Source organism: Brevibacillus choshinensis (assembly GCF_001420695.1).
GTDB classification, from domain to species: domain Bacteria; phylum Bacillota; class Bacilli; order Brevibacillales; family Brevibacillaceae; genus Brevibacillus; species Brevibacillus choshinensis.
Genome location: NZ_LJJB01000010.1, coordinates 1,013,567 through 1,036,370, shown reverse-complemented (window position 1 = coordinate 1,036,370; position 22,804 = coordinate 1,013,567). Strand labels below are relative to the sequence as shown.

Annotated in this window: 25 protein-coding genes; 24 read left to right on the top strand and 1 reads right to left on the bottom strand. The window is 50.6% G+C overall.

The genetic code is table 11. The features are described from left to right. Positions 1-32 precede the first annotated feature (32 nt). A complete protein-coding gene (locus tag AN963_RS15190; RefSeq protein ID WP_055745396.1) occupies positions 33-389 on the top strand; it encodes a hypothetical protein in 357 nt (118 codons plus the stop codon). Positions 390-524: 135 nt separating this feature from the next. Continuing rightward, on the top strand, positions 525-1,445 hold the full coding sequence (locus AN963_RS15185) for a DMT family transporter (protein WP_055745395.1): 921 nt from the start codon (positions 525-527) through the stop codon (positions 1,443-1,445). Positions 1,446-1,451: 6 nt separating this feature from the next. Here the strand turns inward: AN963_RS15185 and AN963_RS15180 are convergent, their stop codons facing one another. Then, positions 1,452-2,291 (bottom strand): oxidoreductase, encoded by an 840-nt coding sequence (locus AN963_RS15180; protein WP_055745394.1) that lies wholly within the window; start codon positions 2,289-2,291, stop codon positions 1,452-1,454. A gap of 329 nt (positions 2,292-2,620) precedes the next feature. On the opposite strand from AN963_RS15180, the gene coxB reads away from it, so the two are divergent. The 22 genes from coxB (at position 2,621) to AN963_RS15070 (ending at position 22,722) form a co-directional block, all read left to right on the top strand. Continuing rightward, on the top strand, positions 2,621-3,640 hold the full coding sequence (gene coxB, locus AN963_RS15175; protein ID WP_055746325.1) for a cytochrome c oxidase subunit II: 1,020 nt from the start codon (positions 2,621-2,623) through the stop codon (positions 3,638-3,640). 55 nt (positions 3,641-3,695) lie between these two features. After that, positions 3,696-5,540 (top strand): cytochrome c oxidase subunit I, encoded by a 1,845-nt coding sequence (gene ctaD / locus AN963_RS15170; RefSeq protein WP_055745393.1) that lies wholly within the window; start codon positions 3,696-3,698, stop codon positions 5,538-5,540. Next, positions 5,540-6,166 (top strand): cytochrome c oxidase subunit 3, encoded by a 627-nt coding sequence (locus tag AN963_RS15165; protein WP_055745392.1) that lies wholly within the window; start codon positions 5,540-5,542, stop codon positions 6,164-6,166. Before ctaD ends, AN963_RS15165 begins: the two co-directional genes overlap by 1 nt. Positions 6,167-6,169: 3 nt before the next feature. Then, on the top strand, positions 6,170-6,481 hold the full coding sequence (locus tag AN963_RS15160; protein ID WP_055745391.1) for a cytochrome C oxidase subunit IV family protein: 312 nt from the start codon (positions 6,170-6,172) through the stop codon (positions 6,479-6,481). Between the two features lie 724 nt (positions 6,482-7,205). Continuing rightward, entirely contained in the window at positions 7,206-7,505 is a 300-nt protein-coding gene (locus tag AN963_RS15155) for an EthD family reductase (RefSeq protein WP_055746324.1), read from the top strand. A 2-nt stretch (positions 7,506-7,507) separates the two neighbouring features. After that, entirely contained in the window at positions 7,508-7,975 is a 468-nt protein-coding gene (paaI, locus tag AN963_RS15150; RefSeq protein ID WP_055745390.1) for a hydroxyphenylacetyl-CoA thioesterase PaaI, read from the top strand. Between the two features lie 177 nt (positions 7,976-8,152). Further along, entirely contained in the window at positions 8,153-8,539 is a 387-nt protein-coding gene (locus AN963_RS15145; protein ID WP_055745389.1) for a PaaI family thioesterase, read from the top strand. A gap of 30 nt (positions 8,540-8,569) precedes the next feature. After that, positions 8,570-9,355, top strand: a complete 786-nt coding sequence (locus AN963_RS15140) for an enoyl-CoA hydratase-related protein (RefSeq protein WP_055745388.1) — start codon at positions 8,570-8,572, stop codon at positions 9,353-9,355. Between the two features lie 46 nt (positions 9,356-9,401). Continuing rightward, positions 9,402-10,730 (top strand): phenylacetate--CoA ligase family protein, encoded by a 1,329-nt coding sequence (locus tag AN963_RS15135; protein ID WP_055745387.1) that lies wholly within the window; start codon positions 9,402-9,404, stop codon positions 10,728-10,730. A 33-nt stretch (positions 10,731-10,763) separates the two neighbouring features. Then, positions 10,764-11,537 (top strand): enoyl-CoA hydratase-related protein, encoded by a 774-nt coding sequence (locus AN963_RS15130; RefSeq protein WP_055745386.1) that lies wholly within the window; start codon positions 10,764-10,766, stop codon positions 11,535-11,537. A 9-nt stretch (positions 11,538-11,546) separates the two neighbouring features. Beyond that, a complete protein-coding gene (locus tag AN963_RS15125; RefSeq protein ID WP_055745385.1) occupies positions 11,547-12,323 on the top strand; it encodes an enoyl-CoA hydratase-related protein in 777 nt (258 codons plus the stop codon). A 22-nt stretch (positions 12,324-12,345) separates the two neighbouring features. Next, positions 12,346-13,203, top strand: a complete 858-nt coding sequence (locus AN963_RS15120) for a 3-hydroxyacyl-CoA dehydrogenase family protein (RefSeq protein WP_152985672.1) — start codon at positions 12,346-12,348, stop codon at positions 13,201-13,203. Continuing rightward, positions 13,187-13,942 (top strand): 3-hydroxyacyl-CoA dehydrogenase family protein, encoded by a 756-nt coding sequence (locus AN963_RS15115; RefSeq protein WP_055745384.1) that lies wholly within the window; start codon positions 13,187-13,189, stop codon positions 13,940-13,942. The genes AN963_RS15120 and AN963_RS15115 overlap by 17 nt, the downstream gene beginning before the upstream one ends. Then, complete coding sequence (locus tag AN963_RS15110) at positions 13,942-15,141, top strand: thiolase family protein (RefSeq protein WP_055745383.1); 1,200 nt, start codon at positions 13,942-13,944, stop codon at positions 15,139-15,141. Before AN963_RS15115 ends, AN963_RS15110 begins: the two co-directional genes overlap by 1 nt. A gap of 37 nt (positions 15,142-15,178) precedes the next feature. Then, on the top strand, positions 15,179-16,378 hold the full coding sequence (locus AN963_RS15105; protein ID WP_055745382.1) for a thiolase family protein: 1,200 nt from the start codon (positions 15,179-15,181) through the stop codon (positions 16,376-16,378). Between the two features lie 28 nt (positions 16,379-16,406). Beyond that, complete coding sequence (locus AN963_RS15100; protein WP_055745381.1) at positions 16,407-16,832, top strand: thioesterase family protein; 426 nt, start codon at positions 16,407-16,409, stop codon at positions 16,830-16,832. Positions 16,833-16,978: 146 nt separating this feature from the next. Beyond that, a complete protein-coding gene (gene paaX / locus AN963_RS15095; RefSeq protein WP_055745380.1) occupies positions 16,979-17,806 on the top strand; it encodes a phenylacetic acid degradation operon negative regulatory protein PaaX in 828 nt (275 codons plus the stop codon). 138 nt (positions 17,807-17,944) lie between these two features. Further along, on the top strand, positions 17,945-18,823 hold the full coding sequence (locus tag AN963_RS15090; protein ID WP_055745379.1) for a branched-chain amino acid ABC transporter permease: 879 nt from the start codon (positions 17,945-17,947) through the stop codon (positions 18,821-18,823). Continuing rightward, on the top strand, positions 18,823-19,836 hold the full coding sequence (locus AN963_RS15085; RefSeq protein ID WP_055745378.1) for a branched-chain amino acid ABC transporter permease: 1,014 nt from the start codon (positions 18,823-18,825) through the stop codon (positions 19,834-19,836). Before AN963_RS15090 ends, AN963_RS15085 begins: the two co-directional genes overlap by 1 nt. Further along, positions 19,833-20,615, top strand: a complete 783-nt coding sequence (locus tag AN963_RS15080) for an ABC transporter ATP-binding protein (RefSeq protein ID WP_055745377.1) — start codon at positions 19,833-19,835, stop codon at positions 20,613-20,615. The genes AN963_RS15085 and AN963_RS15080 overlap by 4 nt, the downstream gene beginning before the upstream one ends. Before the next feature lie 4 nt (positions 20,616-20,619). Beyond that, entirely contained in the window at positions 20,620-21,363 is a 744-nt protein-coding gene (locus tag AN963_RS15075; protein WP_055745376.1) for an ABC transporter ATP-binding protein, read from the top strand. A 153-nt stretch (positions 21,364-21,516) separates the two neighbouring features. Beyond that, positions 21,517-22,722 carry an ABC transporter substrate-binding protein gene (locus AN963_RS15070; protein ID WP_055745375.1) on the top strand — a complete coding sequence of 402 codons (1,206 nt, stop codon included), beginning with the start codon at positions 21,517-21,519 and terminating at the stop codon, positions 22,720-22,722. Positions 22,723-22,804: the final 82 nt, after the last annotated feature.

Below are 22,804 nucleotides of genomic sequence, written 5' to 3'. Positions count from 1 at the left end.
CTGAAGGAACCTAAAAAAGGAGGCCGATGAGCGTGGACGGTTTACTGGTGAAGCTGCTCGTTAGTCCGGTTATAGTGGTGCTGGCTGATGCCCTGTTTCCGGAAGTGTATTATTCGTCCCTCTATTACTCGATCGGTGTAGGTTTTGTGCTGGCTCTAGCTGGATATTGGCTGGAAGGACAGATTCTTCGACCAGGTACACTATGGATGAATACGGCCGCTGATTTTATCTTAGGTTTTTTGATCGTGTACGCCAGCACCTTTATCCTGCCAAACGCGGCCCGGATTACCCCGATGGGTGCAGGTTTCGTAGCGATTTTCTTCGGTGTAGCCGAGTATTTGCAGCACGGCTGGCTGATTCGGACAGGCAGAGTAACGGAAACTGAATAAGAGGAACCAAACCCGCACACTCCCCCAGAGTGTGTGGTTTTTTTAAGCGTACTTTGACAGGCCATAAGGCTCGGGATATCCTACTGGAAGAAGATAAAAACAGCGATGGGCTGTTTAGGGATGTGGGGGATATTCATGCGGGCAATTATGCTGGGAGTAGTGGCATCACTCTTTTTCGCCACCACGTTTGTATTGAACAGGGCGATGGAGTTATCAGGTGGCAGCTGGCTGTACAGTGCTTCCTTGCGTTACTTGTTTATGATCCCGTTCCTGCTATTGATCGTTGGGCTCCGAGGGCGGTTACGTCCACTATGGGTGGAGATGCGTGCCCATCCGTGGCAATGGGTGGTGTGGAGCTTCATCGGCTTCGTCTTGTTCTATGCGCCACTCTGCTTTGCTGCCATCTACAGTCCTGGCTGGTTGATCGCAGGAACATGGCAGGTCACGATTATCGCCGGTTCGTTACTCGTTCCCCTGTTCGGTCAGAAAATTCCGTACAAAGGTCTGCTGATGTCCTTGCTGATCTTGGCGGGGGTTGCATTGATGCAGATGCACGAGGCAAGCTCGGTCGGGGTCAAAGAGCTAATGTTTGGTATCGTTCCGATCGTAGTAGCTGCCTTTGCTTATCCATTGGGGAACCGGAAAATGATGGCGCTTACCCAAGGGAGGATTGATGCCTACCAACGGGTGCTCGGAATGACCATTGCTAGCCTGCCATTTTGGCTACTGCTCGGCATCTGGGCGATGGTGACGGAAGGGCCGCCCAGCAGCAGCCAGACAGTCCAGTCGCTGCTCGTCGCACTCGCATCCGGAATTGTAGCGACTGTTCTCTTCTTTCAAGCGACTGACATGGCAAAAGGAAATGCCCAACAGCTGGCTGTGGTGGAGGCCACACAGGCAGGGGAGGTTGTCTTTGCCGTCATTCTCGAAGTGCTATTCCTGAGCGTGGCCCTGCCAGGAGTTTGGTCCAGCGTGGGGATGCTGCTGGTTATCGTGGGTATGGTCTTGCATAGCTATGTATCAGGCACGCCTGTCTCCAAGAAGCGATCTGTGTAGTTCGGACTAGTTCATCTTTTTGACGACGATCGCTTCGATCCATTTCCATGGGAGAAGATTCTTCATTGCAATCGTTAGCTTAACGCCTCGTCCTATGGGATAGCGAAGGCGAGGCTTGGGAGTGGTCGCTGCATGCACGATGGTCGCGATCACTTCATCAGGCTCCGGGGCATGCTCGATGATTTGCTCGACCGATGCCAGCAGTTTCTGCATCTGCACGGCGTAAGGAGAAGAGGAGGAACGAGAGGTATGCTCCAATCCCTTTTGCCATATGGATGTACGGTACGAGCCTGGCTCAATCAGTGAGACGTAAATTCCAAATGGCCGCAGCTCCAAGCGAAGTGATTCGCTAAAACCTTCTACGGCATGCTTGGAGGCAGCGTAGGGGGCGAGGCCCGGAAAGCCGAAGCGTCCACTGATACTGCTGATGTTGATAATCCTGCCGCAGCGCTGTTCCCTCATATGTGGCAGTACTGCTCGGGTGACATCGATGAGACCGAATACATTGACATCGAATTGCTTTCGCCAGTCTTCTGCGGAGAGTTCTTCGGTAAAACCGCCGCAGGCGTAACCCGCGTTGTTGACCAACAGATCGATCCGTCCATGGCGTTCTATAATCGACCGGATACTCTCTTCTATTTGCTGCTGAGAAGTAACATCTAGAGAAATTACTTCCATATGTTCTGCTGGTATATTCATTTTCGCGATTTTGTCAAGGGGGCCTCTCTTTTTTACGTCTCGCATGGATGCAATTACCGTAAAGCCAGCCTTGACTAAAGCATAAGAAGAGTGCTTACCGAACCCGCTAGAGGCTCCTGTGACTAGTGCAACAGGCCTTTTTTGCATGTTTTTCTCCTTTTTTCTACCAAATCAGGGCTGGATTAACTCGAAAGTTCACAAATTTGTTCATAAATTTGTTAACAAAATGATAACAAACAGCCTTTAGATTAAGGAAAATTTATGTATACTTAAATGGTTACCACGCGCGGGTAGAAGTCTGCAATCCTTTACTCTATTTGTTTGTTTTTGGAATGGTTGCTAATACTTTTCGTAGTTGGGTATCATATTTGTGGAAAGTAAAGAGAGCCATCCTTGCAAGTAAAAGAGTACAAAAAACTTCTAGTTGCAAGCGTGGCTAGAACGTTACCAACACGAAGAAAGAGGGGTTCATGGGTATGAAGGGTTGGCAACAGTTTTGGCGTCAGCTTTCGCTGTTTGGTCTTCTGGCGCTGGCATTAACCGGTTGTGGCAAAGATGAGCTCTCCACGCTCAAGCCTTCCGGTCCGGTTGCAGCGATGCAGTTTGACTTGATGAAGCTGTCCTCCGCTATCATGATCGGCGTTTTTATTGTCGTTATGCTGATCTTCACGTACGTCCTTATCCGATACCGTAAGCGTCCGGGACAGCAGGGAATTCCGAAACAGGTGGAAGGCAATCATGCACTTGAAATTCTTTGGACAGTAATTCCATTCCTGCTTCTGATTGTAATGGCGGTCCCTACCGTTACGACCGGTTTCGAGCTTCACAAGGAGTATCCAAAAGAGGAAGCGCTTCAAGTGAATGTAACAGCGCATCAGTTCTGGTGGGAATTTGACTATCCAGATCTCGGTGTAGCAACCTCGCAGGACTTGGTTCTGCCAGTAGGGAAAAAAGTGCAATTTACTGTGACATCAGCAGACGTTATGCACGCATTCTGGATTCCTGCTTTGGGCGGTAAGATCGATACCAACCCAGGTCAGGAGAACAAAATCTGGTTGCAAGCTGATAAAACAGGCATTTTCTATGGGAAATGTGCGGAGCTCTGTGGAGCGTCCCATGCCTTGATGGACTTCAAGGTAGAAGTAATGGATCAAGCTGCTTTTGACAAATGGTCAAATGGCATGAAGGGCATTCAGTCCGCAGAGCCAGCAACAGCTACCAGCGCAAGCGCAGCACAAGGGCAAGAAATCTTCAACAAGAGCTGCTTGGGATGCCATGCTGTAGCCGGTAAAGGTGGCAAAATGGGTCCTAACTTGACTAACTTTGCAGATCGTGAGCGTGTAGCGGGTATTCTCGCACATACACCTGAAAACGTAGCAGAGTGGCTGAAAGATCCGCAAAAGGTGAAGCCAGGCAACAACATGCCTAACCTGAACCTGGATGATGCGCAAACAAAAGCGCTCGTTGATTACTTGGACACACTCAGCGTGAAGTAAGATTCGTAAAGATATTACCCGTCATAGGCAGTGACGCTTAAAAGGAGGTAAACCTGTGTCTGCACATGCTTCTCACGCACCAAATCGCTCAGGGCTGTGGGATTGGCTCACGACAGTGGACCATAAGAAAATCGCGATCCTGTATTTGATTGCTGGTGGGATTTTCTTCCTGGCTGGCGGTTTTGAAGCTCTGTTGATTCGTTTGCAGTTGATGTATCCGGAGTCTTCTATGGTTGGTGCCAAGACGTTTAACGAACTGATCACCATGCACGGAACTACGATGATCTTCTTGGCAGCGATGCCGATCATCTTTGCTCTGATGAATGCGGTCGTTCCACTTCAGATCGGTGCTCGCGACGTAGCGTTCCCGTTTGTGAACTCACTCGGTTTCTGGCTCTTCTTCTTCGGGGGAGTGCTGCTGAATACGAGCTGGTTCTTGGGTGGAGCTCCTGATGCTGGTTGGACATCGTATACAACTTTGGCTTTGAACCAATTTAGCGGCCACGGTGTAGACTTCTACGTATTGGGTCTGCAGATCGCCGGTATCGGTACACTGATTGGTGGTATTAACTTCCTGGTTACCATCATCAACATGCGTGCTCCGGGTATGACGTTCATGCGTATGCCGATGTTTACCTGGTCCGCTTTTGTTACATCTGGTTTGATCCTCTTCGCATTCCCAGCCATCACGGTTGGTCTGGTTCTGTTGATGTTTGACCGTCTGTTCGGCGGTAACTTCTTCAACCCGGATGCGGGTGGTAACGTTGTCATCTGGGAGCATCTCTTCTGGATCTTCGGTCACCCCGAAGTATATATCCTGATTCTCCCTGCATTTGGTGTTATTTCTGAAGTCGTTTCTACCTTTGCTAGAAAGCGCCTGTTCGGTTACAGCTCCATGGTATTCGCAACAGCGCTGATCGGTTTCCTCGGATTCATGGTGTGGGCTCACCACATGTTTACAACAGGTCTGGGTGCGATCGCCAATACACTGTTCGGTCTGGCAACGATGTTGATTGCGGTACCTACGGGTATTAAAATCTTCAACTGGCTGTTGACCATGTGGGGCGGACAAATTCGCTTCACGACAGCAAACCTCTGGGCAGTAGGCTTCATTCCAACATTTACAATCGGTGGTATGACCGGGGTTATGCTCGCGATTCCGCCGGCTGACTATCAATACCATGACAGCTACTTCGTAGTTGCTCACTTCCACTACGTTATCGTAGGGGGTCTGGTGTTCGGACTCTTCTCGGGTCTGTACTACTGGTGGCCAAAAATGTTCGGAAAAATGCTCAATGAAACACTGGGGAAATGGAACTTCTGGACCTTCTTCATTGGTTTCCATTTGACATTCTTCCCGCAACACTTCTTGGGTCTGATGGGGATGCCGCGTCGTGTCTTCACCTACCTCAAAGATCAAAACCTCGACATGGGTAACATGATCAGTACAATCGGGGCGTTCGGTATGACAATAGGTACGATCCTGTTCGTCGTAAACGTTTTCGTTGCTGCGAGCAGCTCCAAACGCGCTCCTGCTGACCCATGGGATGGACGTACGCTGGAATGGTCGATTCCGTCGCCACCGCCAGAGTACAACTTTGCACAAACTCCGCTGGTTCGTGGTTTGGATGCTTTCTGGATCGAGAAAGTGGCTGGCAACAAAGGAATGACGCCTGCAGAACCATTGGGCGATATCCATATGCCATCACCATCGTTCTTGCCATTCTTGATGTCTCTTGGTCTGTTCATCGCGGGTTACGGTTTCATGTACCACAACTACGTGGTAGTCGTGATCGGTATGCTGGTGACATTCGCCTGCATGTTTACCCGTTCGGTTAAAGACGATCCTGGTTATCATATTCATGAGGACGAAATCGAGGACAAGGGGGTTAAGGCTTAATGGCTACACATCATGCAAATGCAGTTTTGCCTGACGAACCGGAAAAAGCCACCCTTGAGGGCAAGAATAAACTTCTTGGCTTCTGGCTCTTCCTCGGTGGGGAGACTGTACTCTTCGGTTCCTTGTTTGCAACATTCATTGCGCTTCGCGACCAAGCAAATGGCGGTCCTACCTCGCAAGAGCTGTTCGACATGCCACTGGTTGCTGCGGCTACACTGCTTCTGTTGACAAGTTCCATGACAGCCGTAATGGCTACGCTGGCTCTGCACAAGAAAAATCTGAAGCAGATTCAAGTATGGCTGGCCATTACTGTATTGCTCGGTCTTGGATTCTTGGGCTTGGAGATTTACGAGTTCATGCATTATGTGCACGAAGGACATAAAGTCTCGACAAGTGCGTTTGGTTCTGCTTTCTACACCCTTGTCGGATTCCACGGTGGTCACGTAGCGTTCGGGATCCTCTGGATTATCCTTCTGCAAGTATCTGCGACGAAAAAAGGCCTGACTGTGGTAACGGCTCCGAAGTTCTACTTGGCCTCCTTGTACTGGCACTTTATCGACGTGGTATGGGTGTTCATCTTTACCGTGGTATATCTCATGGGTATGATCGGTGGAAAGGTGGGATAAACAATGGCAGCACATACAGAAGAAGTGCGTAAGCCTAAAGTGAAGCACGATAGTCCAAAACGACATCTCGTTGCTTTCATCGGTTCTCTCGTATTGACAGCACTGGCGTTTATCGCAGTTGCTTTCGAAGTGATTCCGACAAGCTTTACCGTACCATTCATTGTGGTTCTGGCTTTTGTTCAAGCCTTCTTCCAGCTCTTTGTCTGGATGCATATGGACCAAAAGGGTCATGAATTTGCCCGGATTAGCATCTTTGCAGGACTGTTTGTTATCCTGCTGGCGATCATCGTGTTCGTATTCTGGGTTTGGATCTAGTGAAATGAGGGTGGACATTCGTGTCCGCCCTTTTTCTTTTATTTTGGGAAAAGAATTGTCGAGCTACATAACTGAGGTAGGAGAAGCAGGCTTCCGATCTCCGCTCCGGTCTACACCCTGCGAGGAAGGTTAGACTGTCCGCTCCACAACGATTCACAGGGAAGCGGTAAAGTAGTAGCCGCTTCGCAGCGAAGACAGAGGTACCGCTTCTTGATCCCGTGAATTCGTTGTTCCGGCTATGTAGGGTTCCGAAGTCGCTCCGCCTGGAAACCTGCTTCTCCTGCGAGCTTTTGTGGTTTCTAGTAACTTGTTTTCTACTGAGGTTCAAGGGGGAACAACCTCATTGATCCAACCGTTTGGGCTTCAAAGGTTGTTCTAACAGAAATTCCGTGGAAAGCTTCCGAGAAAGACAGGTTGGACAGTCAATGCTGGCCGAGGAAAAAGGAGAAATAAGCGGAAGATCTTTGGGGCACCATCCGAAGCGTTTTCTCCTTTTTCCTTTCCTCGACTACAGTCTGTCCAAATGAATGAGCAGAGGCTTTTCTCCATATAGTGGGAGAGAAGCCTTTTTGTTGTTGTCGAACGATGTAATTTGGCAAAAGGAAAATACTTGCGCCATTTCTGAAGTGTTTATATAATAAAAACTATAACGTGCGTTAAAATAACGTTATACTTTATATACGTCACATGATTAGACAATTTCTATAAGAAAGCAGGGATCATGATGGTGAAATTGGTGGCTATTTATCGCAAACCAGAGGATATCGAGGCATTTGACAAGCATTACAATGAAGTTCATGCCCCGTTAGCAGAGAAAATGCCAGGCTTGATCAAAATGGAAGTTAGCAGAATATACGGAACTCCTATGGGAGAAAGTGATCTGCATCTGATTGCCGAAATGTACTTCGAGTCTAAAGAAGCATTATTGGAAGCGTTGTCATCACCAGAAGGACGTGCGGCAGGAAAAGATCTCCGTGGCTTTGCAGGTCCAGTGGTCTCCATGCACTTTGCAGAAGTGGTTTAAGTATGAGCGCGAAACCGTTTATCGATGAGCGTAGGCTCCACCAAGAACATTACGACGAGATTTGTGAAAAGCTGGCAAATGATCAGTACGCACAATTTCTCGGGATAAAGCTGATAGAATTAGGTGAGGGGACAGCAACAGCAGAGTTGACGGTCGCCGACCATATGTTGAATGCACATGGAACGGCGCATGGAGCCGTGATCTTTTCACTGGCAGACTTCGTATTCGCCGCCGCCTGCAACTCCTATGGCAAAACCTCTGTGGCCTTGTCGATGAACATCGGCTTTCTGGCAGCAGGGTTCAAAGGAAATCGCCTCGTTGCGACAGCAACAGAGGAGAAGAAAAATAATCGTACGGCCTGGTACCGCATTCGCGTAGAGAGTGAGAATGAGCTGATCGCTACACTGGATGCACTGGCGTATCGCAAAAATGAGTACTTCGTATCGATTGAGGATCAGGAAGCGAACTAATTGTAGAGAAAAAGCAGGAGAAAGGATGCCGAATGCAAATGCCAAGGCTCCTTTCACTGTTTTACGTGAGATGATTAGAAAACTTGGCTACGCCAAGCCTTTGGTGGAGCCTTAGTTGCACTTATACTGGATAAGAATCTTATAAATTCTTATCTGTACGAAAAAGGGGACGCAGCGATGACTGAGAATATCCGAAATCGGTTCAACGACTACCTGGGGATTGAGGTCATCCACCGAGATGAGCAGGGATGCAAGGTCGCTCTGAAGATACGTCCAGAATTGTTCAACAGCATCGAAGGAGTCGTGCACGGCGGAGTTACGTCCACGCTCGCCGATGTGGCAATGGGGCATGGGGCGGCACCTCACGTAGACGGTGTACAGCAATGTGTCACAGTAGAGAGCAAGATCCAGTACTTGTACCCGGCTAAGGGTGAGCTGCTCGAGGCACAGTCCACTGTGCTGAAATCAGGCAAGACGCTGATCATCATGGAAGCTCGCGTTACCTGTGATGGCAAGCTTGTCGCGGTTGCAACTGGCACCTATGCACGGACCCGTCAGGCGTAATTTCTTTGCAGATGCACAAGGAGGACAAAGATGAATCAGGAAACTGTGCGTTTCGTGATTGACGGACACATCGGGCTTATCACACTCAATCGACCGGATGAGCTGAACGCATTAAACTACAATACATTGGATCGCCTGGGTGAAAACATCGAGGAGATTCGCCTGAATGCCAAGGAGATTCGCGTGGTGTTGGTAAAAGCAGAAGGACGAGCGTTCTGTGCAGGTGCAGACCTAAAAGAACGCCGTACGTTGACGGAGCAGCAAGTACGCCGAAACGTGCGCAAGATCAGAGATGTCTTTACCGCTCTAGAGAGACTTCCTCAACCGACCATAGCCTTGATCAATGGGTTTGCTTTTGGTGGAGGCTTCGAGCTTGCTCTGGCCTGTGATTTCCGCTATGCGGTGGCTGAAGCCAAAATGGGTCTGACAGAAGTGAGCTTGGGCATCATACCAGGAGCAGGTGGTACACAACGGTTGTCTCGATTGATCGGTCCTTCCAAAGCCAAGGAACTGATTCTGACGGCACGTCGGATCTCAGCAGCAGATGCGTATGAGCTAGGTTTCGTGAACGGCGTGGCCAAAGATCTTGCTGAGCTGAACGAGCAGGCAGTCGGACTTGCGCGGGAGATTCTCGCCAACGCACCACTTGCCGTTTATCAGGCAAAATCAGCCATTGATCGCGGTTCCAGCGTAGATCTGCAAACAGGCCTTGATCTGGAATCGATGTGCTATGAAGTGATTATTCCGACCAAAGACCGGCTGGAAGCACTCGAAGCATTTCGAGAAAAGCGCAAACCGGAGTTTAAAGGTGAATAACAGCTAGAAAAGTAAAACAACGAGAACGTAGAAATGAGGGAGCGGTATGATTTTTAACGTGGAAATGGAAACGCTGTCAAGAGAGAAAATGGCAGAATTGCAACTGAAACGTCTGCAAGAAACCGTAAAGCGTGTCTATGAGCGAGTCCCCTTTCATAAACAAGCGTTTGATGAAGCAAACGTCAAGCCGGAGGATATCCAGTCTATTGAGGATATCCAAAAACTTCCTTTCATGAAGAAAACGCATTTGCGTGAGAACTATCCTTTCAATCTTTTCGCTGTAGATATCAAAGAAGTATCGCGTATCCATGGTTCTTCAGGTACAAAAGGAAAACCTACAGTTGTAGGCTACACCAAAAATGACTTGGACAACTGGGCAGAAATCGTAGCTCGTGCCCTTTGCTGTGCGGGCGGTGAGCCGGGCGACATCTTCCACAACGCCTATGGGTACGGTCTCTTTACTGGTGGATTGGGCCTGCACAATGGGATTGAGCGCATGGGTGCTGTGGCTGTGCCTGTATCGGGTGGAAACACCCCTCGCCAAATCACGTTGATTGAGGATTTCAAGCCGCGTGGTCTGTCCGCAACTCCTTCTTATGTTCTCAACATCGTCGAAGAAATGAAAAAGCAAGGCATCAATCCACGAGAAACAAGCGTTAAATACGGTATTTTCGGAGCTGAGCCGTGGTCCGAGGAAATGCGTGATCAATTGGAAGAAGCACTGGATATCAAAGCCGTGGACATTTACGGGCTGAGCGAAGTCATGGGACCAGGCGTATCGATTGAGTGCCATGAAGCACAAGATGGATTGCACATCGCAGAAGACCATTTCTACGCGGAAATTATCGATCCCAAAACAGGTGAAGTTCTCCCGTATGGCCAAGAAGGCGAGCTAGTGTTCACGTCTTTGACGAAGGAAGCGTTCCCGGTCGTTCGGTATCGCACAGGGGATATTGCCTCCCTCAATCCAGAGCCTTGTAAGTGCGGTCGTACCACAATGCGTATGTCCCGTATCAAAGGTCGCGTAGACGACATGCTGATTATTCGCGGGGTCAATGTATTCCCGACGGAAATTGAAGCAGTCCTGCTCACTTTCAAACAATTAGCGCCCCATTATCAAGTCGTCATTGAACGTGATGGAGCGTTAGATCGTTTTGAGGTTCACTGCGAATTGACACCTGAATATATGAATGAAATTGGTTCTATCGATAGCTCTGCGTTGTCCTCGTTGGTCAAAGAAATCGGTCATATGATCAAATGCTCGCTGGGCGTATCGGTGGTTGTGCGCTTCTTGCCGCCAAACTCCCTCGTGAGAAGTGAGAGCAAAGCGATCCGTGTCGTGGACAATCGTAACAAAGCGCAAGCTGCCATTTAATCTGTCTGGTTGGAGAAAGGGGGAGATGAGCCCGTGTCTTATGAATTCATCACCACTGGTCGCGAAGATGGGGTCGGTATTGTCACGCTGAATCGACCGAAAATTCTCAATGCCTTGAATTTACAGCTGATCGATGAGCTCGTCACAGAGCTGGAGCGTCTGGACAAAGACCCGGACATCCGGACGATACTCGTCACAGGAAATGAAAGGGCGTTTGCCGCTGGGGCCGATATCAATGAAATGGCAGAAGCATCGGCGATCGACATCATGAAGCGAGATCAGTTTGCCGTATGGGATCGCATCTCGCTGATCTCCAAACCGATTATCGGGGCAGTCAGTGGTTTCGCGCTCGGCGGTGGTTGTGAACTAATGATGAACTGCGATATCGTCATCGCGTCGGAAACGGCTGTCTTCGGTCAACCGGAAATCAAGCTGGGTGTGATGCCTGGAGCAGGTGGTACTCAGCGTTTGGTTCGCGCAGTCGGTTTGCGAAAAGCGATGGAGATGCTCTTGACGGGAGATCCAATCTCTGCGAAGGAAGCGCTACAGTACGGGTTGGTCAATCGCGTCGTACCCGTCGAAGCCTACTACCAGGAAGCGCTCAAGCTGGCAAAGCAAATCGCCAAGCAGCCGCCACTCGCTGTACAGGTCATTAAAAAGGCAGCGCATAAGGCGGACGATCTTCCCCTGCAAGAAGGCATGGATTACGAACGGAACGGTTTCTACCTGCTCCTCGCCAGTGAAGATCGAAAAGAAGGCATGCAAGCTTTTTTGGAGAAGCGCAGACCCCGGTTTACGGGAAACTAGGAGGCGGCCATGTACGAAACGATTTTGTACGAGGTATCGGAAGGCGTTGCAGTCGTAACTCTCAATCGACCAGATAAATTCAATGCGTTCACAGAAAAAATGAATAAGGAAATCACGGATGCCCTCAAACAGGCGCAAAAAGATGCAGATGTCCGTTGTATCGTCCTGACGGGTGCAGGTCGCGCTTTTAATGCGGGGCAGGATCTCGGAGATGTTGCTGGGGGCGAAGTAGACTTCGGCGGATTTTTACGGGAACGCTACAATCCGATGATTCTCCAGTTTCAAAAAACGGAGAAGCCGATTATCGCAGCGGTCAACGGCGTGGCAGCAGGTGCAGGTATGAGCGTCGCGCTTGCTTGTGATATTCGTCTTGCATCGGAAAAGGCTTCGTTCGTCAACGCCTTCGTCAATATCGGACTGGTGCCAGACTCGGGTGGTTGCTATTTCCTCCCGCGAATTGTTGGAATGGGAAAAGCGTTGGAGCTGGCTATGACGGGGGAAAAGGTGTCGGCAGCAGAAGCGCTTCGGATCGGGCTTGTCAATCAGGTGTATCCAGCAGAGAGCTTTCAGGAAGAAGCAGTGGCGTATGCTCGTAAGCTTGCAGCCTTGCCTACCCGAGCAATCGGCTTGATCAAGCGGACGATGTACAAAGGTCTCGAGATGAATTTGGAAGAGACACTCAAATACGAAGCGTTTGCACAGGAGGCGGCAGGCAGCACGGAGGATCACAAAGAGGGAGTAACCGCCTTCATGGAAAAGCGTGCTCCTCGATTTACAGGCCGATAAGGCAAAGGGGAGGTTGAGAAAAGTGGAGAGAAAAACAGTAGGAGTGATTGGCGCAGGAACGATGGGAGCAGGGATCGCTCTCGTCTGTGCCCGCCGTGAACATCAAGTGTTGTTACTGGATGCAAACCAGGCTGTATTGGACAAAGCGATGAGCTACCTGCAATCGATTTTGTCCAAGGACGTGGAAAAAGGGAAAATCAGCGAGCAGAAAAAAACAGAGACGCTGGATCAGGTTCATTTTGTATCCGACATGGAAAAGCTCGCAGTTGCTGATATTGTCATTGAAGCAGTGCCGGAGCGACTAGAGCTGAAGAAAACCATTTTTGGGGACCTTTCACGCATCTGCAGAAGTGATGCGTTGCTTTTAACCAATACATCCTCCATTTCCATTACGGAAATCGCGGGAGGATTGCCACATCCTGAGCGCATTCTCGGATTTCACTTTTTCAATCCTGCGCCGGTCATGCCTCTGATTGAGGTGATCCGCGGGAAGAAGTCTAGCGAAGAAAATGTACAGGCCGCCTATCGCTTTGCAGAGGATTTGGGCAAAGTGCCTGTACTCGTGACGGATACACCAGGCTTTATCGTGAATCGAATTGCCCGACCTTACTATAATGAGGCATTGCGAATTCTCGGAGATAACGTAGCAAGTGTGGAGCAGATTGACCGGATCATGAAGCAAGCAGGCGGGTTCAAGATGGGGCCGTTTGAGCTACAAGATATGATCGGGATTGATATCAACTTCGCCACGACCCAATCGGTCTACACCGATTTCTTCCACGAAGGACGATTCAAGCCCAGCCGAATCCAGCAACGAATGGTACAGGCAGGAAGTCTGGGCAGAAAGACGGGGGATGGCTTCTATGACTACAGCAAATAAGACGGTTTTGCTCACGGGGGACAGCCCTCTTCATGCGGAACTGCATCAAATAATAGAAATGAACGGTTATCGGGTGGTTTCGCTCACGGAAGCAGCAGCCGAGCCGGAAGCGATTTTTTTGGCACTGGAAGTAAACAGCCTCGATCTGGAGGCAAAAAAGGAGCAGCTGAGCGATATCGATCGCTTGCTAGCGCCATCTGTACCGATCGTAACGACTTCCCTCGCGATCACAGCGACGGAGGCAGCTTCGTGGACGCAGAATCCAGAGCGCGTATGCGGTTTTGGCACGTTGGTACCACTGGCAGAGCGCGCCCTGTTTGAAGTGGCTCCTGCCCTGCAGACGGAGGAAGCTGCTTTGGCGGCGACACTGGACTTTTTCCAGTCTCTCGGTAAAGAAACAGAAGTGGTAGAGGATGAAGTCGGCTTGGTCTTTCCGCGCATTCTCTCTCTGATTATTAATGAAGCGGCGTTTACGCTGATGGAAAAGGCAGCGACGCCACAGGATATCGACACCGCGATGAAAAAAGGAACGAACTATCCGTACGGTCCACTGGAATGGGCAGACCGGATCGGCTTGGACGAGATCTATGCCATTTCCCGCGGATTGCAGCGTGATCTGGCAGAAGAGCGCTATCGGACAGCACCGTTATTGCGAAAGCTGGTGTTGGCAAAGCGTTACGGTGTACGGAGCGGTCAAGGCTTTTACAGCTATCAGCCAAAAGACGGGAGTGAAGTCTGATGCCAGTACGGGAAGATGTCTACGTAGCTGCGGCGGTACGTACACCGATCGGCAAGCTGGGTGGCAGTCTGAAAAACACGCCTATCGATGATTTGACAGCCATTGTTTTAAACGGTGCTCTCAATCAGGCAGGACAGACTGGGGATGCAGTCGATGGTGTCATCATGGGGAACGTGATCTCAGCGGGCCCCTTCATTAATATAGCCCGTGTCGGATTGCTAAAAGCTGGTTTGCCTGAAACGGTACCAGGGCTGACCGTGAACCGGGTATGTGCTTCCGGGCTGGAGGCAATCAATCTGGCTGCGCAATCGATCCAGGCTGGGCACAGTAGTGTCATGCTGGCTGGTGGCGTGGAAAACCTGACTCGTTCGCCGTACATCATGGAGAAGTTTGAACAACCGTACCAGCGAGGCGGTCAGACCTTGATCGAGTCGTTCGGTGGCCCACGTTCGGCCCCGATTTCGCTCTACGGAGAGCTGACGATGGGTGACACGGCTGAAAACGTGGCAGAGCAATTCGGAATCAGTCGCGAGGATCAGGACCTGTTTGCAGCGGAAAGTCAGCGTCGGGCTGTGGCCGCTATCGATGCAGGGCTGTTTCGTGAAGAAATCGTGCCAGTGACCTTGCGTGGGAAAAAAGGGGAAGAAACGATTTTTGACACGGATGAGTTCCCTCGCCGCGATTCCAGTGTGGAGTCTCTCGCCAAGCTGCGCCCTGCTTTCCGCAAAAATGGCAGTGTAACTGCAGGCAATTCTTCCGGAATTAATGATGGTGCTGCCGCTTTGCTGCTCATGAACAAGGAAAAGCTGGACGAGTCCGGTTTGAAGCCGCTGGGGCGCATCGTTCACTTCGTCAGTGCTGGGGTGGACCCACGTATCATGGGCATTGGGCCTGTTGCGGCTATCCGCAAACTGTTGGCCGAAGTAGATATGACGGTCGACCAAATTGACCTGTTTGAGCTAAACGAAGCATTCGCTTCTCAATCTCTCGCGTGCATGCGTGAGCTGGGCTTGTCTCCGGATAAGACCAACGTGAATGGAGGAGCAATTGCTCTGGGTCATCCGCTCGGCGCAAGCGGCGCCAGATTGGCAGGAGCCATCCTGTATGAGCTTCGTCGTCGCAAAGCGCGCTACGGTGTTGTTTCTTTGTGCATTGGTGGCGGGCAAGGATTGGCTACATTGGTCGAAGCGTTCGAGTAAGAGAAGGAAAAATGTGGTCAGGATGGAGGAGCAAACGATGAATACACCTGTAATTATAGATGCTTTGCGGACACCGATTGGTCGTATTGGAGGTGCCCTCAAAGACGTACGTCCCGATGATCTGGGTGCGCTGGTCATTCGCAAGCTGCTGGAACGCAATGCGATTGATCCTGCAACTATCGACGATGTGATCTTTGGCTGCGCGAACCAAGCAGGTGAGGATAACCGCAACGTAGCCCGCATGTCCTTGTTGTTGGCTGGGGTACCTGTAGAGGTGCCAGGTGTCACGGTAAACCGCCTGTGCGGCTCTGGTCTCGAAGCCGTTAATCAGAGTGCCTATGCGATCAAAGCGGGAGCGGGCCAGGTCTACGTTGCGGGAGGAACCGAGAGCATGACTCGTTCCCCGTTGGTCATGATGAAGCCTGGTACGGCTTTTCAGCGAGGCAACCAGCAGCTGGTGGACACCACGTTGGGCTGGCGTTTGGTCAATGACAAGATGAAAGAGATGTATCCGCCAATCAGCCTGGGCGAGACAGCGGAAAAAGTAGCGGAGCAGTACGGTATCAGCCGCGAAGCACAGGATGAGTTTGCCCTGCGCAGTCAGCAAAATTATGCGAGGGCATTGGAAAAAGGATATTGGGAAGCAGAGATCGTTCCCGTAGAACTGCGTGGTCGCAAGGGAGAGGTCACACTGTTTGAGCGAGACGAACACGCGCGTCCGGAGACAACCATCGAGCAGCTGCAAAAGCTCAAGCCAGCCTTCCAGACAGATGGCTCGGTAACAGCAGGTAATTCCAGCGGCCTCAACGATGGTGCAAGCGCCTTGCTGATTATGGAGCAGGAAGCTGCTTTGGCTGCAGGCTTGAAACCGCGTGCCCGTATCGTTGCCTCCGCCGTTGCAGGTGTGGATCCGTCTGTGATGGGGATCGGACCGGTTCCGGCTACTCGCAAGGCTTTGAAGCAAGCCGGGCTGACGATCGATCAGATCGATCTGTTTGAATTCAATGAGGCCTTTGCGGCACAGGCAGTGGCGAGCGTGCGCGAGTTGGGTGTGAACCCAGATCTGGTAAACGTAAACGGCGGAGCGATCGCTTTGGGGCATCCACTCGGCTGTAGCGGCGCACGCATCCTCACCACTCTCTTGTATGAAATGGAGCGTCGTGATGCCCGTTACGGGTTGGCTGCTATGTGTATTGGTGTCGGACAGGGGATTGCAACGATCATCGAGCGCGTTTAGAACCGCACCGCAATAGGAGGTGACTATCTTGAAAAATGGACTCCAACCCGGCACAACAGCGGAATTCTCCGTTACGGTAACGGCAGAAATGGTTCCTGTTTTTGACGGTGAAGTCATTCATCCTGTCATGTCGACAGTCAGCATGATCTATCACATGGAAAAGGCAGGGCGCTACGTCCTTTTGCCTCACTTGGAAGAACACGAGGAAGGCTCTGGCTTTGCTATTGATATCAAGCACGTCGGTCCTGCAGTCATTGGACAGGAGGTCACCTTCCGCGCGGTTTGCGTGGAAGTGACCCAAAAGCGGGTGGTCTGCGAGGTAACGGCAGACACTGCCCGAAATCGTGTCGGGGTAGGGTTTTTCACGCAAGCCATTTTCAACAAGGATGAAATACAACGTCGATTTCAGCAATTACAGGCAGAAATCGACAAAAAATATGACAGAATAAATTGACTCTTCATAAACGTTTTAATATAATGACGTAAGAATAACGTTATACAATAATAACGTCATATGTTCTGGGTCGATTCACGCATACGCAAATAATATGATACAATTTCACAGCGAATAGGTATGAATCGATCTGGAGGTAGAAAAACGTGAAGCCACAATCCATGCTGTTTACAATTTATGGTGAATATGTCCGTCATTACGGTAGTGAAATCTGGATTGGCAGCTTGACCAAACTCATGGGAGAGTTCGGATTGTCAGAGCCAGCTGTCCGCGCCGCTATATCCCGGATGCTTCGCCAAGGCTGGTTGGAGTCACGAAAAGTAGGAAATCGCAGCTTTTACTCGGTTTCCGAGCGTGGCAAAAAACGGCTGGAGGAGGCGGCAGCGAGGATCTACAAGGTGGAAACAGGTGTCTGGGATGGCAAGTGGTGCATGGTGAGCTACAACATCCCGGAGGAACGCAGAGCATTGCGTGACCAGCTGCGCAAAGAGCTTGGCTGGATGGGCTTTGGCATGCTGACGACGAGCACATGGATCAGCCCTAACAATCTGAGTGAACCGATCAAGGAATTGACGGAGTCACAGGAGATCACCGAGTACGTGGAAGTTTTTTCAGCTGATCATGTAGGCTGGAGCGATCCGAAGCAGTTGGTACAGAAATGCTGGAATATCGACGAGATTAATGCGAAGTATAGGGAATTCATCGATACATACCGCGCGGAGTACGAAGAGCTGGAAGAGAGCATTCGCCAAAACAAGGAAGTTCCTGATAGTCTGTGCTTTGTGAACAAAACGAAGCTGGTGCATCAGTATCGAAAGTTTTTGTTTATCGACCCTGATTTGCCACAGGAATTATTGCCGGAGCTATGGTTAGGGAAAGAAGCGGATCAACTCTTCCAAAATTATTATCAATTATTGAATCCAGGGGCTGTTCGATTCTTTGAGACAGTGTATGAGGCAGCGCCAGAAAAATAGGTGCGAAAGCCACGCACCAAACAAAAACGCCCTAGCTTCAGCTAGGGCATTCATATTAATTAATTCTTCCATTAATTAAAATGTAAGCGTTTTAAATGGAAGGTGATAGTAGTTATGTAAAGGGGGTACAGCACGAGCATGACAGAATTGCTGCAATACGTTGCAAACGGCTTGGTTAGTGGCGGCATTTATGCCATCGTCGCAGTTGGATTCATCACGATCTACAACGTCAGCAAAGTGATCAACCTGGCACAAGGCGAGTTTTTGATGCTGGGCGGGATGGTCACCGTTGCGATGATAGGCATGAATGTCCCGTACGCCTTGGCCGCTTTATTGGCGATCCTGATCGTCACACTGGTAGGAGTACTGATGCAGAAGTATGTAATCGCTTATGTTAAAAAGGCGAGCCCGATCAGCCTGATTATTTTGACCATCGGGATATCCACTTTGATACGCGGTCTGGCGAGCTTGATCTGGGGTAAGGACGCTTACGCACTCGACCCGATTACGAGTAATCAGCCGATATCGCTGGGAGGCGTAAATATCGCCCAGCAAAGCGTATGGATTTTAGTCGCCGTCCTCATCATTCTGTTCCTTCTTTGGTACTTGATGGACAAGACCATGCTCGGCAAAAAGATCAATGCCTGTTCGATCAATCCGATGGCTGCTCGACTGATGGGAATTAGCCCGGCAAAAATGAGTATGCTGGCTTTTGGAATCAGCGGTGCGACAGGGGCGATTGCCGGCATAGTGATAGCCCCTTTGAGCGTGACCTCCTACGACATCGGGGTACTGCTCGGAATCAAAGGTTTTTCGGCAGCCATTCTGGGTGGGCTGGGTAATCCGTTGGGGGCAGCGGTTGCCGCCTTTTTCCTCGGAATTGTTGAGTCACTCGGTGCAGGTTATATCAGTTCAGGAATGAAAGACGCGATTGCCTTTCTGGTGTTGATCGCCATGCTGTTGATCAAGCCATCCGGCATCTTTGGAGAACGCAGCGTAGGGAAAGGAGGTCTATGATGAAGCAGCTGGTTGGTAAGTGGGGGAAAGGCTTAGGCATCTATTTGGCACTTATGATTCTCTTTCCGTTTGTGATGCCGGACGAATACTATCGCTCCGTTGGGATTGTCATCGGCCTCCATGCCATCGTTTCTATCGGTTTGTGCTTGGTCATGGGCCTTGCAGGACAAATCTCGTTAGGACAAGCATCGTTTTGGGGCATCGGCGCCTATACGTCAGCGGTTTTGACCACAAAGCTCGGTTTGACGCCGTTATTAGGTCTTGTTGCTTCCGCGATAGTGCCTGGACTGTTCGCGTTTATCCTGGGGAGAGCCATTGCGGGATTACAGGGCTACTACCTGGCGATGGCAACACTTGCTTTTGGATACATCGTCCAGATTGGAATATCTGAGTGGGAGCCTGTTACAGGTGGTGCCAGCGGTATGATCAGCATTCCGAAGATTGCGTTCTTCGGAGACAGTGAGCTGTCGATGTACTACCTGATTTGGGGAGTCGTCACGTGTGTGCTGCTCTTCTCGCTGAATCTGATGCACTCTCGGATCGGACGCGCCTTCCGAGCGATTCACAAGAGCGAGATTGCCGCGACGTCCATGGGAATTGATGTTCGAAAATTCAAGCTGAATGCTTTTGTTGTCAGCGGGATGTTTGCCGGGGTTTCCGGTGGGTTGTACGCACACTACATGGGCATTCTCGATCCGCAGCCGTTCGGGATGCATGAGTCGATCAAGTTTTTGACGATGGTGGTCATCGGCGGGATGACGAGCATCTGGGGAGCCTTGATTGGGACCTTGCTCATCGGATTCATCAGTGAAGGGCTGGTCCTGATGAGCGAAGTAGTGCCAGGGCTGCAGGGGGATGTAGATACGATCGTATTTGGTGGCATCCTGGTTCTGATCGTGATGTTCATGCCGGAGGGGCTGGTACCGCGGATCCGTTCCATGTATGAAAAAGCGCAAGCGAAAAAAGCACCGGCACCAACAGAGCAACGGGTGGAAAGGAAGGCGGCGACATGACAACTCTGCTAGCAGTACAAGACCTTTCTCGCGATTTCGGTGGAGTGCGCGCAGTCAATCACGTTGATTTTCACGTACAACAGGGAGAGATCCTGGCGCTGATCGGTCCGAACGGTGCAGGAAAAAGCACGGTGCTCAACATGGTATCGGGCGTCATCCCGCCTTCTGAGGGAGAAATCCGTTTTGACAACCAGCCGATGACCCGAGTTCCCGGCTATGAATACGCAAAATTGGGGATCACCCGAACGTTTCAAAATCTCCAAACCTTTGATGATATGACGGTCTTGGAGAACGTCATGGTGGGCATGCATACGAAGACGCATTCGAGTCTGTTTTCGTGCGGAATGAGCCTGACGAAATCGCGACGGGAAGAGCGAATGATGCAGGAGCGTGCCAAGACGTGGCTGGAAAAGGTAGGGCTCTCGTCTCTGACTGCTTCACAGGCAGGGAGTCTTCCATACGGAAAGCTGCGCTTGATGGAGATTGCCCGCGCGATGGTTGCCGAACCGAGACTGCTACTTCTCGATGAGCCGGCCGCTGGCTTGAATCATACCGAGACAGCAGAGATGAGCCGGATGTTTCAGGAGATTCGCCAAAACGGCACGGCGATCCTACTGGTCGAGCACGATATGGACATGATTATGACCATTGCCGATCGCATCGTTGTTCTCGATCAAGGCAGTAAAATTGCGGAAGGAACCCCGCGTGAAATTCAGGAGAATCCGCGAGTCATTTCGGCCTATCTGGGAACGGAAGAACAGGAAGACAGTCGGGGGTGAAGAGATGGAAAAAGCGATCTTACGCGTAGAAAACATGAAAGCTCGTTACGGTCCTGTCGAAGTGCTGCACGGTATTGACTTGCATGTAAATGAAGGAGAGATCGTATCCTTGCTCGGCTCAAATGGAGCGGGCAAAACGACACTGCTCAACTGTATTTGCGGATTGCACGGCGCCAAAGACGGTAGCGTTTGGTTCCGTGATCAGGACATTACTCGCATCCCGGCTGAACTGGTGGTGGCGAGAGGAATGGCGCATGTGCCTGAGCGCAGACAAATTTTCTCCACGCTGACAGTGGAAGACAACCTATGGCTGGGAGCTTCTCACCGCATGCCCAAGACGAGCAAGAGAGAGATCGCCAAAGAGATGGAGACGGTGTACGAGCGCTTCCCGATCCTGGCTGAGCGGAAGTGGCAGCTCGGCGGTACGCTGTCCGGCGGCCAACAACAAATGCTGGCGATCGGTAGGGCCTTGCTCTCCCGACCACAGCTGCTCTTGTTGGACGAGCCGTCATTGGGGCTGGCACCGTTGATCGCCAAGGAAATCTTGACGATCGTGCAAGAAATTCGCTCACAGTGGGGGACAACTGTTTTGCTGGTTGAGCAAAATGCTCGCGCTGCGCTGGCCATTTCAGACCGAGCGTATGTGCTTTCCACCGGAACCGTCATGCTGGAAGGCACAGCAGAGATGATTAGCAACGATCCAAGAGTGCAATCTGCCTATCTGGGACATTCCCATGAAGCGGTTTGACAATAAGAAAACCTCTATCGAGGCCTGTTCATGGAGGAGCGACCGCGTTTTAGCTGAAAGTTTTCATGCGCTCCAGAATTCATAAGCGTTTCGCTTATAAATTCCTACGCGTTAAAAAATAACAAAGAGACAACTATTCTAGGGGGTATTTCCGTGAAAAAACGTCAAAAGACCAAGTGGCTCTTCCCGATTGCTCTGGCATCCATGGTGTTGCTCAGCGCTTGTGGAGGCGGTGCCAAGCCAGCAGCTGAAGCTGGAGGAGGACAACCGGCAGCGGCAGAAGCAGGCAGCAAGGAACCGATCAAGCTAGGTGCGGTATTTTCCATGACGGGTCCAAACAGCCCACTCGGCGTACCGGAGAAGCAAGCCGTAGAATTGCTGGTGAAAGAAATCAATGGCGCAGGTGGCGTAGATGGTCGCCCGGTCGAAGTCGTATTTGAAGATGACAAATCCGACAATACGGAAGCGGTCAAAGCGATCAAAAAGCTGGTCTCCAAGGAAAAGGTTGTGGCAGTACTCGGATCTTCCGGTAGCGGTCCTTCCCTCGGAATGGCTGAATTCTCCCAGTCCGAAAAGATTCCGCTGATCTCCATGGCAGCGGCTGACCAAATCACGAATCCGGTACGTGCAGGTATCTTCAAGACTCCACATACCGATGTTCACGGAACCAAGCGCATCTTTAAATATTTGAAAGAAAAAGGCATCACAAAAGTGGCGATGCTCAACGACAGCAACCCATACGGCAGCGGCTGGACTCAGCAATTGAAGAAATACGCGCCGGAATACGGTATCACGATCGTAGCCGAAGAAAAATACGGAACCAAAGATCCGTCCATGAGCTCCCAGTTGACTAAGATCAAAGGAACAGACGCACAGGTGTTAATCGTAGCTGGAACCAATCCAGGACCAGCGACGATTGTAAAAGAAGCGAAACAGCTGAACCTGAGCATTCCGATCATCAGCAGCCACGGTTCCGCCAATAGCAAATTCCTCGAGCTCGTCGGTGATGCTGGCAACGGAGTCCTGATGGTAGCGGGTAAATTACTGGTACCTGATCAGATCGATGCAAACGATCCACAAGCAGCGGTCGTCAAGAAATTCGTAGATGGCTACAAGGCTGCTTACAATGTAGAGCCGGATGGCTTTGCAGGCTACGGCTACGACGGCTTGAACCTGATGGTCGAAGGGCTGAAGCAGGCTGGCGGCGATGCATCCAAGCTGAGTGAAGTACTGGAAAAAGTCAAATACGTTGGGGTAACAGGTGAATTTGTCTTCACGGCTGAAGACCATAACGGCTTGACAGAAGACAGCATGATCATGGTAGAAGTCAAAGATGGCAAATTTCAGATTCTCAAATAAAGGACAATAAGGCTGAAGAATAAAACGGCTGTTCTTTCCGCAAACGGAAGATGCGGGAGGGACGGCTGTTTTCGTCACCTGA